11 protein-coding genes and 7 tRNA genes are annotated in these 13599 nt (G+C 52.3%); 17 read left to right on the forward strand and 1 reads right to left on the reverse strand.

The features are described 5' to 3' along the window. Nucleotides 1–213 precede the first annotated feature (213 nt). The 8 genes from asnB (at nt 214) to OGX96_RS12630 (ending at nt 2808) form a co-directional block, all read left to right on the forward strand. A complete protein-coding gene (asnB, locus tag OGX96_RS12595) occupies nt 214–1878 on the forward strand; it encodes an asparagine synthase B (RefSeq protein WP_003831332.1) in 1665 nt (554 codons plus the stop codon). A gap of 223 nt (nt 1879–2101) precedes the next feature. Further along, nucleotides 2102–2178, forward strand: a tRNA-Met gene (locus OGX96_RS12600). Nucleotides 2179–2186: 8 nt separating this feature from the next. Further along, nucleotides 2187–2271: transfer RNA gene (locus OGX96_RS12605), tRNA-Leu, on the forward strand. Between the two features lie 23 nt (nt 2272–2294). Next, nucleotides 2295–2369, forward strand: a tRNA-Gln gene (locus tag OGX96_RS12610). Nucleotides 2370–2406: 37 nt separating this feature from the next. Continuing rightward, nucleotides 2407–2481, forward strand: a tRNA-Gln gene (locus tag OGX96_RS12615). Between the two features lie 21 nt (nt 2482–2502). Next, a tRNA-Met gene (locus OGX96_RS12620) sits at nt 2503–2579 on the forward strand. Between the two features lie 43 nt (nt 2580–2622). Beyond that, nucleotides 2623–2697: transfer RNA gene (locus OGX96_RS12625), tRNA-Gln, on the forward strand. A 36-nt stretch (nt 2698–2733) separates the two neighbouring features. Then, nucleotides 2734–2808: transfer RNA gene (locus OGX96_RS12630), tRNA-Gln, on the forward strand. A 104-nt stretch (nt 2809–2912) separates the two neighbouring features. On the opposite strand, the gene ubiF is transcribed toward OGX96_RS12630, so the two are convergent. Then, nucleotides 2913–4088 carry a 3-demethoxyubiquinol 3-hydroxylase gene (ubiF, locus tag OGX96_RS12635; protein WP_286583206.1) on the reverse strand — a complete coding sequence of 392 codons (1176 nt, stop codon included), beginning with the start codon at nt 4086–4088 and terminating at the stop codon, nt 2913–2915. A gap of 145 nt (nt 4089–4233) precedes the next feature. Between ubiF and miaB the strand changes: the two genes are divergently transcribed. The 9 genes from miaB to gltL all read left to right on the forward strand — a co-directional run bounded on the left by miaB (nt 4234) and on the right by gltL (nt 13572). After that, on the forward strand, nt 4234–5664 hold the full coding sequence (miaB, locus tag OGX96_RS12640; protein ID WP_286583207.1) for a tRNA (N6-isopentenyl adenosine(37)-C2)-methylthiotransferase MiaB: 1431 nt from the start codon (nt 4234–4236) through the stop codon (nt 5662–5664). A gap of 206 nt (nt 5665–5870) precedes the next feature. After that, a complete protein-coding gene (locus tag OGX96_RS12645; protein WP_003022776.1) occupies nt 5871–6917 on the forward strand; it encodes a PhoH family protein in 1047 nt (348 codons plus the stop codon). After that, on the forward strand, nt 6914–7381 hold the full coding sequence (ybeY, locus tag OGX96_RS12650; protein ID WP_286583210.1) for an rRNA maturation RNase YbeY: 468 nt from the start codon (nt 6914–6916) through the stop codon (nt 7379–7381). The genes OGX96_RS12645 and ybeY overlap by 4 nt, the downstream gene beginning before the upstream one ends. Before the next feature lie 129 nt (nt 7382–7510). Continuing rightward, complete coding sequence (gene corC, locus OGX96_RS12655; protein ID WP_003022770.1) at nt 7511–8389, forward strand: CNNM family magnesium/cobalt transport protein CorC; 879 nt, start codon at nt 7511–7513, stop codon at nt 8387–8389. A gap of 24 nt (nt 8390–8413) precedes the next feature. After that, a complete protein-coding gene (lnt, locus tag OGX96_RS12660; protein ID WP_198801716.1) occupies nt 8414–9952 on the forward strand; it encodes an apolipoprotein N-acyltransferase in 1539 nt (512 codons plus the stop codon). 412 nt (nt 9953–10364) lie between these two features. Next, nucleotides 10365–11273, forward strand: a complete 909-nt coding sequence (gltI, locus tag OGX96_RS12665; RefSeq protein WP_003831318.1) for a glutamate/aspartate ABC transporter substrate-binding protein GltI — start codon at nt 10365–10367, stop codon at nt 11271–11273. A gap of 159 nt (nt 11274–11432) precedes the next feature. After that, the gene (gene gltJ / locus OGX96_RS12670; protein ID WP_003831316.1) at nt 11433–12173 is read left to right on the forward strand and encodes a glutamate/aspartate ABC transporter permease GltJ; all 741 of its coding nucleotides are present in this window, start codon (nt 11433–11435) and stop codon (nt 12171–12173) included. Next, the gene (gltK, locus tag OGX96_RS12675) at nt 12173–12847 is read left to right on the forward strand and encodes a glutamate/aspartate ABC transporter permease GltK (RefSeq protein WP_003831315.1); all 675 of its coding nucleotides are present in this window, start codon (nt 12173–12175) and stop codon (nt 12845–12847) included. Before gltJ ends, gltK begins: the two co-directional genes overlap by 1 nt. After that, on the forward strand, nt 12847–13572 hold the full coding sequence (gene gltL / locus OGX96_RS12680) for a glutamate/aspartate ABC transporter ATP-binding protein GltL (RefSeq protein WP_003022754.1): 726 nt from the start codon (nt 12847–12849) through the stop codon (nt 13570–13572). The genes gltK and gltL overlap by 1 nt, the downstream gene beginning before the upstream one ends. Nucleotides 13573–13599 lie beyond the last annotated feature (27 nt).

Below are 13599 nucleotides of genomic sequence, written 5' to 3' on the forward strand. Positions count from 1 at the left end.
CCTGAAAAATACATCCATTCAATAAAATCACCATTTCACTGCTGATTCATCAATAATAGCGCTCATTACATATTCTTTTTTCATCAATCCACAATGACCATTGCGTTTTTTATTTTCTGACCCGTAATTCGCTTGCGCCCTCTCCAGCTTTGCGGCATTTTCTTTATCAAGCAAACATAAAAAGCATCACGCAACAGGTTAACGGAGAAGGTTATGTGTTCTATTTTTGGCGTATTCGATATTAAAACTGACGCAGTTGAACTGCGTAAAAAAGCCCTGGAACTGTCTCGTCTGATGCGCCACCGCGGCCCGGACTGGTCAGGTATTTACGCCTGTGATAACGCCATTCTGGCGCACGAACGTCTGTCCATCGTCGACGTCAATGCCGGTGCTCAGCCGCTGTACAACATGAAGAAGACACATATCCTGGCGGTTAACGGTGAAATTTATAACCACCAGACACTGCGTGCTGAATACGGCGATCGCTACCAGTTCCAGACCGGTTCCGACTGCGAAGTTATCCTCGCGCTGTATCAGGAAAAAGGACCCGCGTTCCTCGATGACCTGCAAGGCATGTTTGCTTTTGCCCTGTACGACAGCGAGCAGGACGCCTACCTGATCGGTCGCGATCATATCGGGATCATCCCGCTGTATATGGGTTACGACGAGCACGGTAACTTCTACGTTGCGTCTGAGATGAAAGCGCTGGTTCCTGTCTGCCGCACAATCAAAGAATTCCCGGCCGGTAGCTATTTGTGGAGTAAAGACGGTGAAATTCGTCAGTACTACCAGCGCGACTGGTTTGAATACGATGCCGTCAAAGACAACGTTACTGATAAAAACGAGCTGCGCCAGGCACTGGAAGATGCGGTGAAAAGCCACCTGATGTCAGATGTTCCTTATGGCGTACTGCTGTCCGGTGGTCTGGATTCATCTGTCATTTCCGCGATAACTAAAAAATATGCGGCACGCCGTGTTGAAGATCAGGAACGTAGCGAAGCCTGGTGGCCACAGCTGCACTCCTTCGCCGTCGGCCTGGAAGGCGCTCCGGATCTGAAAGCTGCGCAAGAGGTGGCGAACCATCTGGGGACCGTGCACCATGAGATCCACTTCACCGTGCAGGAAGGTCTGGATGCGATCCGCGACGTGATTTACCACATCGAAACTTACGATGTCACGACGATTCGCGCCTCGACGCCAATGTACTTAATGTCGCGTAAAATTAAAGCGATGGGCATTAAAATGGTGTTGTCGGGTGAAGGTTCGGACGAAGTGTTTGGCGGCTATCTCTATTTCCACAAAGCGCCAGATGCAAAAGAACTGCACGAAGAAACCGTGCGCAAGCTGCAAGCGCTGCATATGTTCGACTGCGCCCGTGCCAACAAAGCCATGTCGGCCTGGGGTGTAGAAGCCCGCGTGCCCTTCCTGGATAAGAAATTCCTTGATGTGGCGATGCGCATCAACCCACAGGACAAAATGTGCGGCAACGGCAAAATGGAAAAACACGTTCTGCGCGAATGTTTTGAGTCCTACCTGCCGGCAAGCGTCGCATGGCGTCAGAAAGAGCAGTTCTCTGACGGTGTCGGTTACAGCTGGATTGACACGCTGAAAGAGGTGGCTGCAGAACAAGTTTCAGACCAACAACTGGAAACCGCCAGCTTCCGTTTCCCGTACAACACGCCATCGTCAAAAGAAGCGTATTTGTACCGTGAGATTTTCGAAGAGTTGTTCCCGGTAGCAAGCGCTGCCGAATGCGTGCCTGGCGGGCCGTCGGTTGCCTGTTCTTCTGCCAAGGCGATCGAATGGGATGAGGCGTTTAAAACCATGAACGATCCATCTGGCCGTGCCGTTGGCGTACACCAGTCCGCTTATAAATAAGTTAATCCTTAGATAAGAGCCCTGCGGGGCTCTTTTTTTATGTTTGTTTTCTGTGCAAAAAAACAATTAATAACTAATAATTGCCGAATATTGCGTCATGCTGTTCGCAACCTAACCAAACAGTCACATTCCAGCTATTTTCAATGAAAAAGGGGTTGACGCTTCAAGGCTCAATACGCATAATGCGCCCCGCAACGCCGATAAGGTTACGCGAAAAAAAGATGGCTACGTAGCTCAGCTGGTTAGAGCACATCACTCATAATGATGGGGTCACAGGTTCGAATCCCGTCGTAGCCACCATCTTTTTTGCGGGAGTGGCGAAATTGGTAGACGCACCAGATTTAGGTTCTGGCGCCGCAAGGTGTGCGAGTTCAAGTCTCGCCTCCCGCACCATTCACCCGTAAGCGTTGCACGGATGGGGTATCGCCAAGCGGTAAGGCACCGGTTTTTGATACCGGCATTCCCTGGTTCGAATCCAGGTACCCCAGCCATTTTTTCTTCGATATAGCGGTTCACCGCAACGGTCATTGGGGTATCGCCAAGCGGTAAGGCACCGGTTTTTGATACCGGCATTCCCTGGTTCGAATCCAGGTACCCCAGCCATCGAAGAAAATGTTAGTATTTGGCTACGTAGCTCAGCTGGTTAGAGCACATCACTCATAATGATGGGGTCACAGGTTCGAATCCCGTCGTAGCCACCATATTAAGGACATATCGACTCGTTCGGTAAATCCAAAAAATTGTTGGGGTATCGCCAAGCGGTAAGGCTCTGGTTTCTGATACCAGCATTCCGAGGTTCGAATCCTCGTACCCCAGCCAATTTCAAAAAGTCGTCCACTCTGTGGGTGCACCCGTTGGGGTATCGCCAAGCGGTAAGGCTCTGGTTTCTGATACCAGCATTCCGAGGTTCGAATCCTCGTACCCCAGCCATATTAAAAAAGCTCGCTTCGGCGAGCTTTTTGCTTTTCTGCATTTATCGCCTGATGGCGCTCCGCTTATCAGGCCTACGTATTTTCCCCGTAGGCCTGCCTGAATTACAATCCTAACGCATACTTCAGTGCCTGACGTTTCAGTACGCCAGCGCGCTCTGCGGCCATGAGCCCGAGATTACGCATGATGCGCAGCGGCTGCAGGTTATTGCTGAATCCGGCATAGAACAGATCCATACCGCTTTGCATGATGAAATTGTCAGTCATACGGCGATTCTGATAGCGCTTGAGCACCGGCTGACTGGCCCAGGATTCACCGTAGCTGCGCGCGTTCACCAGCACATCAATCAACGCATCAACATCACGAAAGCCCAGATTAACGCCCTGCCCCGCCAGCGGATGAATGGTATGCGCGGCATCACCTACCAGCGCCAGCCCCGGTTGCACATATTGCAGCGCATGACGACGCGTAAGCGGGAACGCCCCCGCAGCCACTGGCATCACCTTACCGAGTCGCGATGGAAAATGTTTAGCAATCTCCGTCTGCAATTGCGGCATATTCAGCGCTTGCAATTGGCGGATGCGAACCGGTGAGTCGTACCACACCAACGAGGCCCAGTTATCAAACAGCGGTAAAAACGCGCGCGGGCCGTCAGGCGTAAATTGCTGCCAGGTGCTGTCTCCCGGTGAATTTTCGCATTGCACGGTTATCAACATACAGGACTGCGCGTACTGCCAGGCATGGATACCAATCCCGGCCATTTTTCGCACCTGAGAGTTGGCACCATCGGCGCCGATGACCAGCTTCGCGCTGATGGTTTCGCCGCCTGCCAGCTCAAGCTCATGTCGATCGTTATGTTGATGCAAAGAAATCAGGGACGTCGGTACGCGCAGCGTGACTTTGGGGTGAGCTTCCAGCGCCTGCCAGAGCGCCTGTTGCAGGACCGTGTTTTCCACCATATAGCCCAACAGAGGCAGCTTAAGCTCGGCGGCATCAAACATCACATGGGCATTTTCCCACTCCCACGTTTCCAGTCGACGATAAGGATGGCTGCGCATCCCCTGCACCGTATCCCAGACGCCCAGCCCTTTTAGCAACGACACCGACGCGGAACTAATGGCAGAAATTCTGACATCAGGCTGTCCGTCAGCCACAAACGGCGCGGGAACGGCATGCTCGATGACCGTTACCGTAAATCCATGCTGCGCCAGTCCAAGCGCCAGCGCGCCGCCGACCATCCCCCCGCCGACAATGGCAATTTCCGTTGGTTGATTTGTCATGGTCAATTATCCAGTTACATGTATTGTGTAAGTTTACAGGATTTTTTACCCCTTGAGGCTGACATCCGTCATACTGGTCACAACCGCGCCAAAGCAGTACACTATGCGCCCTGCATTTCAGCCACAATTTCGCAAGAGCAAGTCGATGACCAAAAAACTCCATATTAAAACCTGGGGCTGTCAGATGAACGAATACGATTCATCGAAGATGGCCGATCTGCTGGATGCCACTCATGGGTATCAACTGACTGACGTGGCGGAAGAAGCGGATGTGCTGCTGCTGAATACCTGCTCAATCCGTGAGAAGGCTCAGGAAAAAGTGTTCCATCAACTGGGCCGCTGGAAACTGTTAAAAGAGAAAAACCCCAAGCTCATCATTGGGGTCGGTGGCTGTGTTGCGTCTCAGGAAGGCGATCATATTCGCCAGCGCGCGCATTACGTCGATATTATTTTTGGGCCGCAAACGCTGCACCGCCTGCCGGAAATGATCAACAAAGTGCGTGGAAGCACGACCCGTAGCCCGGTGGTTGATATCAGTTTCCCGGAGATCGAAAAGTTCGACCGCCTGCCAGAACCGCGTGCTGAAGGTCCAAGCGCGTTTGTGTCCATCATGGAAGGTTGTAATAAATATTGTACTTACTGCGTGGTGCCCTACACCCGCGGTGAGGAAGTCAGCCGTCCGGCGGATGATATTCTGTTTGAAATCGCCCAGCTTGCAGCCCAAGGCGTGCGTGAAGTGAACCTGCTGGGGCAAAACGTGAACGCCTGGCGTGGTGAGAACTACGACGGCACGATCGGATCTTTTGCCGATCTGTTACGTCTGGTCGCAGCGATCGACGGTATTGATCGTATCCGCTTCACCACCAGCCATCCGATCGAATTCACCGATGATATCGTTGAAGTTTATCGCGATACGCCAGAGTTGGTGAGCTTCCTGCATCTGCCGGTACAGAGCGGTTCAGACCGCGTACTGAACCTGATGGGGCGTACCCATACCGCGCTGGAATACAAAGCGATCATCCGCAAACTGCGCGCTGCGCGTCCGGATATCCAGATTAGCTCCGACTTCATCGTTGGCTTCCCGGGTGAGACCACTCAGGATTTCGAGCTGACCATGAAGCTGATTGCTGACGTCAATTTTGACATGAGCTACAGCTTTATTTTCTCTGCGCGTCCTGGCACCCCTGCCGCCGATATGGTTGACGACGTACCGGAAGAAGAGAAGAAACAGCGTCTGTACATTCTACAGGAGCGTATCAACCAGCAAGCTATGGCCTGGAGCCGCCGTATGGTCGGCACGACCCAGCGCATTCTGGTTGAAGGCACATCGCGTAAGAGCATCATGGAACTGTCAGGCCGTACCGAAAATAACCGTGTGGTGAACTTTGAAGGCACCCCGGATATGGTCGGTAAGTTCGTAGACGTAGAAATTACCGATGTCTGGACTAACTCCCTGCGCGGTAAAGTGGTGCGTACCGAGGACGAAATGGGTCTGCGTATCGCAGAATCCCCTGAATCGGTCATTGCGCGTACCCGCAAAGAAAACGATCTGGGCGTCGGTATTTATCAGCCTTAATCCTGCTGAAAAACGTAAAAAAGGCCCGATACCGCTACACTTATCGGGCCTACAATCCTGGGCTCGCTGTCCCGGCGGGTCTTGTAATCTGCCCTATCATCCCCATATTTGCTGCAATGCTTGCGCCTTTCCCCCATGGCGTGAATAATTTCCTTAGATGCCGGTAAATGTTCAGCGTCCGGCGAGACATGCATAAGAGGAACAGTTTGAACATAGACACTCGCGAAATCACCCTTGAACCCGCAGACAACGCCCGCCTGTTGAGCCTTTGCGGCCCATTTGATGACAACATCAAACAGCTGGAACGTCGCCTCGGCATCGAAATTAACCGCCGTGATAACCACTTTAAACTGACCGGTCGTCCAATTTGCGTCACCGCTGCGGCAGATATTTTACGTAGCCTGTACGTCGATACCGCCCCAATGCGCGGTCAGACGCAGGACATCGAGCCTGAACAAATTCATCTGGCGATCAAAGAAGCGCGAGTACTTGAGCAAAGCGCAGACAGCGTGCCTGAATTTGGCAAAGCGGTGAACATCAAAACCAAGCGTGGAGTAATTAAGCCGCGCACGCCGAACCAGGCACAGTACATTGCGAATATCCTCGACCACGACATCACATTTGGCGTTGGCCCTGCGGGTACGGGTAAAACGTATCTCGCGGTTGCCGCTGCGGTTGATGCGCTTGAGCGTCAGGAGATCCGTCGCATTCTGCTGACCCGTCCGGCAGTGGAAGCGGGCGAAAAACTGGGATTCCTGCCAGGAGATCTCAGCCAGAAAGTCGATCCGTATTTACGACCGCTGTATGACGCGCTTTTCGAAATGCTCGGCTTTGAAAAGGTTGAAAAGCTGATTGAGCGTAACGTCATTGAAGTTGCGCCACTGGCCTATATGCGCGGTCGTACGTTGAACGATGCGTTCATCATTCTTGATGAAAGCCAGAACACCACCATCGAACAGATGAAAATGTTCCTGACCCGTATCGGCTTTAACTCCAAAGCGGTCATCACTGGCGATATCACCCAGATTGACCTGCCGCGTAGCACCAAATCCGGTCTGCGTCATGCCATTGAAGTGTTGGCTGAAGTCGACGAAATTAGTTTTAATTTCTTCCATAGCGAAGACGTGGTGCGCCACCCGGTGGTTGCCCGTATCGTCACGGCGTATGAAGCCTGGGAAGAAGCAGAACAGAAACGCAAAGCCGAGCAGGCTGCAGAACGCAAGCGCGAAGCTCAGGAGCAGGAACAAAAATGAGTCAGGTTATCCTCGATTTACAGCTGGCATGTGAAGACGAATCCGGTCTGCCAACAGAAAGTCAGTTTCAGGGCTGGCTGGATGCGGTGATCCCGCAATTTCAGGAAGAGTCTGAAGTGACGATTCGTCTGGTCGATGACGCGGAAAGCCACGACCTGAACCTGACCTATCGCGGGAAAGACAAATCCACCAACGTGCTCTCTTTCCCGTTTGAGGCTCCGCCGGGCATTGAGATGCCGCTGCTGGGCGATTTGATCATCTGCCGTCAGGTGGTTGAGAAAGAAGCGCAGGAGCAAAGCAAACCGCTTGAGGCCCACTGGGCGCACATGGTGGTGCACGGTAGCCTGCATTTACTCGGCTACGACCATATTGAAGACGATGAAGCGGAAGAGATGGAATCCCTCGAAACAGAGATTATGCTTGCTCTGGGCTATGAGGATCCGTACATTGCCGAGAAAGAGTAAGCATTTCGACATCTTGTAGGCCTGATAAGGCCTACAAGGTTTGAAGTACAATGAAGAGATATGCCGTCAACAGCTGAGTAAACGCATGACGCGCTTTGTATTAACTAACATGAGAACCCATACGACGCCATGAGCGACGACAATTCACACAGTAGTGACACCTTAAACAGCAAAAAGGGATTTTTTTCCCTGTTACTGAGCCAACTTTTCCACGGTGAACCGAAAAACCGCGACGAACTGTTGGAGCTGATCCGTGATTCCGGGCAAAACGACCTTATCGATGAAGATACGCGCGATATGCTCGAAGGGGTAATGGATATTGCGGACCAACGCGTTCGCGACATCATGATCCCTCGCTCCCAGATGATTACCCTGAAACGCAACCAAACTCTGGACGAATGCCTCGATGTCATTATTGAGTCTGCCCACTCGCGTTTCCCGGTAATTAGCGAAGACAAGGATCACATTGAAGGGATTCTGATGGCCAAAGATCTGCTGCCGTTTATGCGTAGCGATGCCGAAGCCTTCAGCATGGAGAAAGTGTTACGCCAGGCGGTTGTCGTCCCTGAAAGCAAGCGGGTTGACCGCATGCTGAAAGAATTCCGCTCCCAGCGTTATCATATGGCTATCGTCATCGACGAGTTTGGAGGTGTCTCAGGTCTGGTGACCATTGAGGACATCCTTGAACTGATTGTCGGTGAAATTGAAGATGAGTACGACGAAGAAGACGATATTGATTTCCGTCAGCTCAGTCGCCACACCTGGACTATTCGCGCGCTGGCGCCGATTGAAGACTTCAACGAAGCTTTCGGCACGCATTTCAGCGATGAAGAAGTAGATACCATTGGCGGATTGGTCATGCAGGCCTTCGGTCATCTGCCCGCGCGTGGAGAGACCATCGACATTGATGGTTACCAGTTCAAAGTGGCAATGGCCGACAGCCGTCGTATTATTCAGGTTCATGTCAGAATTCCGGACGACTCACCCCAGCCCAAACTGGACGAATAAACCCGAAACTGGATCTAAGACTACATGGCATTTGCCCCTTTAATTGAACGCCAGCGCATTCGCCTGCTGCTGGCGTTATTATTCGGTGCCTGCGGGACACTGGCTTTCTCACCGTATGACATCTGGCCCGCTGCGATTATTTCGCTGATGGGCCTGCAGGCTCTCACCTTCAACCGCCGTCCGCTCCAGTCTGCCGCTATCGGCTATTTCTGGGGACTGGGACTGTTTGGCTCAGGCATCAACTGGGTTTACGTCAGTATCGCGCAGTTTGGCGGTATGCCGGGCCCTGTTAACGTCTTCCTCGTGGTTCTGCTTGCTGCTTACCTTTCCCTCTACACTGGCCTGTTTGCCGGCGTTTTGGCGCGTCTGTGGCCGAAAACCACCTGGATACGTGTAGCGATTGCCGCGCCGGTAGTCTGGCAAATCACTGAATTTCTACGCGGCTGGGTACTGACCGGTTTTCCGTGGTTGCAATTCGGCTACAGCCAGATCGACGGTCCGTTAAAAGGGCTGGCGCCGGTAATGGGCGTTGAGGCGATAAACTTCCTGCTGATGATGGTTAGCGGCCTGCTGGCACTTGCACTGGTAACGCGTAACTGGAAGCCGCTGGCTGCCGCCGTGGTGCTTTTCGCTCTGCCCTTCCCGCTACGTTATATTCAGTGGTACACGCTGGAGCCGGAAAAAACCACCCAGGTCTCGATGGTGCAGGGTGACATCCCGCAGTCGCTCAAATGGGATGAAGGCCAGTTACTCAACACCCTGAAGATTTATCTCGACGCCACCCAGCCTGAGATGGGCAAATCACAGCTCATCATCTGGCCAGAATCCGCTATTCCGGACCTGGAAATTAACCAGCAGCGTTTTCTGAGCATGATGGATGACCTGCTGAAATCGAAAAACAGCACGCTGATTACCGGTATTGTAGACGCGCGTCTGAACAAGCAGAATCGTTACGACACCTACAACACCATCATCACACTGGGTAAAGACAGCCCATACAGCTACGACTCCAGCAACCGCTACAACAAAAACCATCTGGTACCGTTTGGCGAATTTGTCCCGCTGGAATCTATCCTGCGCCCGCTAGCGCCATTCTTTGATCTGCCAATGTCTTCGTTCAGCCGCGGTCCTTATGTACAGCCACAGTTGCATGCACACGGCTTTAAGCTGACCGCTGCCATCTGCTACGAAATCATTCTTGGCGAACAGGTACGGGATAACTTCCGCCCGGATACGGACTACCTGCTGACTATCTCTAACGATGCATGGTTTGGTAAATCTATTGGCCCGTGGCAGCACTTCCAGATGGCGCGTATGCGTTCCCTGGAGCTGGCGCGACCTCTGCTGCGTAGCACCAACAACGGTATTACGGCGGTGATTGGTCCACAGGGCGAAGTTCAGGCGATGATCCCGCAGTTTACCCGTCAGGTGCTGACCACCAGCGTGACGCCAACGACGGGCTTAACCCCTTATGCCCGTACCGGAAACTGGCCGCTCTGGCTGCTAACCGCGCTGTTTGGCTTTGGCGCAGTGGTAATGAGTCTGCGCCAACGTCGTAAGTAAAACAGCGCCCCATCAAATGCAGGCCGGATAAGGCGGTACGCCGCCATCCGGCAGTTGTGCAGCATCGTGCCTGATGGCGCTACGCTTATCAGGCCTACTTCCCCCCTCCAAAAGACCATTCTGGCACGTCTATTGCTTTGTTCTACAAGGCAAACGCTGTTTTGGCTGAATGTGCAACCTGGTCGCACCAAAGTTGAGCGCCGGTAGCACCTGAAAAGTGCAACAAGATATTTTTGCCCCCAAATGGTGCGGCGCACTTCGCAAAAATAAACAATAACACAGCAAATTCTTTACATTCATCCAAACTAAATGTTAACAAACACATACAAGACTGCACGTTTTAGTAGCAAACAATAACAACATCACAATGGGTATCAATGCGTCCCTGGCGCAGACGATAAAGGAGTTGGATATGCAATTACGTAAGCTCGCCACTGCCATGCTGGTCATGGGAATGTCCGCCGGTCTGGCGCACGCAGAAGACGCAGCACCAGCGGCAGGCAGCACGCTGGATAAGATCGCCAAAAATGGCGTGATCGTTGTCGGCCACCGTGAATCATCAGTACCGTTTTCTTACTACGATAATCAGCAAAAAGTGGTCGGTTATTCACAGGATTACTCCAACGCGATCGTTGACGCCGTGAAGAAAAAGCTGAACAAGCCTGATCTGCAGGTGAAACTGATCCCGATTACTTCACAAAACCGTATCCCGCTGCTGCAAAACGGCACCTTCGATTTTGAATGTGGATCCACCACCAACAACGTCGAGCGCCAAAAACAAGCCGCTTTCTCTGACACCATTTTCGTTGTCGGCACCCGTCTGCTGGCGAAAAAAGGCGGCGACGTCAAAGATTTCGCCGATCTGAAAGGTAAAGCCGTAGTCGTGACTTCGGGTACCACCTCCGAAGTTCTGCTGCACAAGCTGAATGAAGAACAAAAAATGGATATGCGCATCATCAGCGCGAAAGACCACGGTGACTCTTTCCGTACTCTGGAAAGCGGTCGTGCCGTTGCCTTTATGATGGATGACGCCCTGCTGGCTGGCGAGCGCGCGAAAGCGAAGAAACCAGACAACTGGGAGATCGTCGGCAAGCCACAGTCTCAGGAAGCCTACGGCTGTATGTTGCGCAAAGATGATCCTGAGTTCAAAAAGCTGATGGACGACACTATCGCCAAGGCGCAAACCTCAGGCGAAGCTGAGAAATGGTTTGATAAGTGGTTTAAAAACCCAATTCCGCCGAAGAACCTGAACATGAATTTCGAACTGTCAGACGAGATGAAAGCTCTGTTCAAAGAACCAAATGATAAAGCGCTTAACTAACTAAAATAAATGGGAGGCTTCCCCTCCCTCTCGATTGTTACTCGGCACGGACAGACTATAAGCCTGATGGTCGTTCCCCATCAGGCCTGAAAACCGCAAAACGCCGAATAACAATCTTCGAGGGTAGCGCTGCTACCCTTTTTTTTCTGGAGTAGATTTATGTCTATAGACTGGAACTGGGGTATTTTTTTACAACAAGCCCCGTTCGGCAACACCACCTATCTCGGCTGGCTCTGGAGTGGTTTCCAGGTCACTGTCGCGTTATCCATCACCGCCTGGATTATCGCTTTCCTCATAGGCTCTTTATTCGGCATCTTACGTACCGTTCCAAATCGTTTCCTTTCTGGGATCGGCACGCTGTACGTTGAGCTATTTCGTAACGTTCCGCTCATCGTCCAGTTTTTTACCTGGTATCTGGTTATTCCGGAACTGCTGCCGGAAAACATTGGGATGTGGTTCAAGGCTGAGTTGGATCCCAACATCCAGTTCTTCCTCTCATCAATGCTTTGTCTGGGGCTGTTTACCGCCGCGCGCGTCTGCGAACAGGTTCGCGCCGCAATTCAGTCTCTGCCTCGTGGGCAGAAAAACGCCGCACTGGCGATGGGGCTAACGCTACCGCAGGCCTACCGCTATGTGCTGCTGCCAAACGCTTACCGCGTGATTGTTCCGCCAATGACCTCAGAGATGATGAACCTGGTGAAGAACTCCGCGATCGCCTCCACCATCGGCCTGGTCGATATGGCGGCACAGGCGGGCAAACTGCTGGATTACTCCGCCCACGCATGGGAATCGTTTACCGCTATCACTCTGGCCTACGTCCTGATTAACGCCGTCATCATGCTGGTGATGAATCTTGTTGAACGTAAAATCCGCCTGCCTGGCAATTTGGGAGGCAAATAATGTACGAATTTGACTGGAGTTCTATCATCCCTTCCCTGCCGTATCTGCTGGATGGGTTAATCATCACGCTGAAAATCACCGTTACGGCGGTAGTCATTGGTATTGTCTGGGGAACCATCCTTGCAGTAATGCGTCTGTCCAGCTTCGCGCCGATTGCCTGGTTTGCGAAAGGCTACGTCAACGTATTTCGTTCTATTCCGCTGGTCATGGTGCTGCTGTGGTTCTACCTGATTGTGCCCGGCTTCCTGCAAAACGTACTGGGTCTGTCGCCAAAAACCGATATTCGCCTGATCTCAGCAATGGTCGCGTTTTCGATGTTTGAAGCCGCGTACTATTCCGAGATTATCCGTGCCGGTATCCAGAGTATTTCTCGTGGGCAATCCAGCGCCGCGCTGGCGCTAGGGATGACCCACTGGCAGTCGATGAAGCTCATTATTCTGCCGCAGGCATTCCGCGCGATGGTACCGCTGCTGCTAACCCAGGGCATCGTACTCTTCCAGGATACCTCGCTGGTCTACGTATTAAGTCTGGCAGACTTCTTCCGTACCGCCTCCACCATTGGCGAGCGTGACGGCACGCAGGTTGAAATGATCCTGTTTGCTGGCGCCGTTTATTTTGTATTCAGTCTGAGCGCATCGTTGTTGGTCAGCTATTTGAAGAAAAGGACAGTTTAATGATTACCCTGAAAAATGTTTCTAAATGGTATGGTCACTTTCAGGTGCTGACCGACTGCTCCACGGAAGTGAAAAAAGGGGAAGTGGTGGTGGTCTGCGGCCCTTCAGGTTCCGGTAAATCAACGCTTATCAAAACGGTGAACGGGCTGGAGCCGGTACAACAAGGCGTCATCACCGTTGATGGTACAGTGGTGAATGATAAAAAAACCGATCTGGCCAAACTGCGCTCTCGCGTTGGTATGGTGTTCCAGCACTTTGAACTGTTCCCTCACCTGTCGATCATTGAGAACCTGACTCTGGCGCAGGTAAAAGTGCTCAAGCGCGATAAAAAGCCGGCCCGTGACAAAGCGCAAAAGTTACTGGAACGCGTTGGTCTGTCAGCACATGCGGAGAAGTTTCCAGCTCAGCTCTCAGGGGGCCAGCAACAGCGTGTCGCTATCGCCCGGGCGCTGTGCATGGATCCTATCGCCATGCTGTTTGACGAACCAACGTCGGCGCTTGATCCTGAAATGATCAACGAAGTACTGGATGTTATGGTTGAACTGGCCAATGAAGGGATGACCATGATGGTGGTAACCCACGAAATGGGCTTTGCGCGTAAAGTGGCGAACCGGGTGATCTTCATGGATGAAGGGAAAATTGTTGAAGACTCGCCGAAAGAAGAGTTCTTCGCTAATCCGAAATCGGACCGCGCCAAAGACTTCCTCGCGAAAATACTGCACTAATCTTGCTGGCGCGCACCTCCATGTGCG

The organism is Citrobacter sp. Cpo100 (genome assembly GCF_030332595.1).
Taxonomy (GTDB): Bacteria; Pseudomonadota; Gammaproteobacteria; order Enterobacterales; family Enterobacteriaceae; genus Citrobacter; species Citrobacter portucalensis.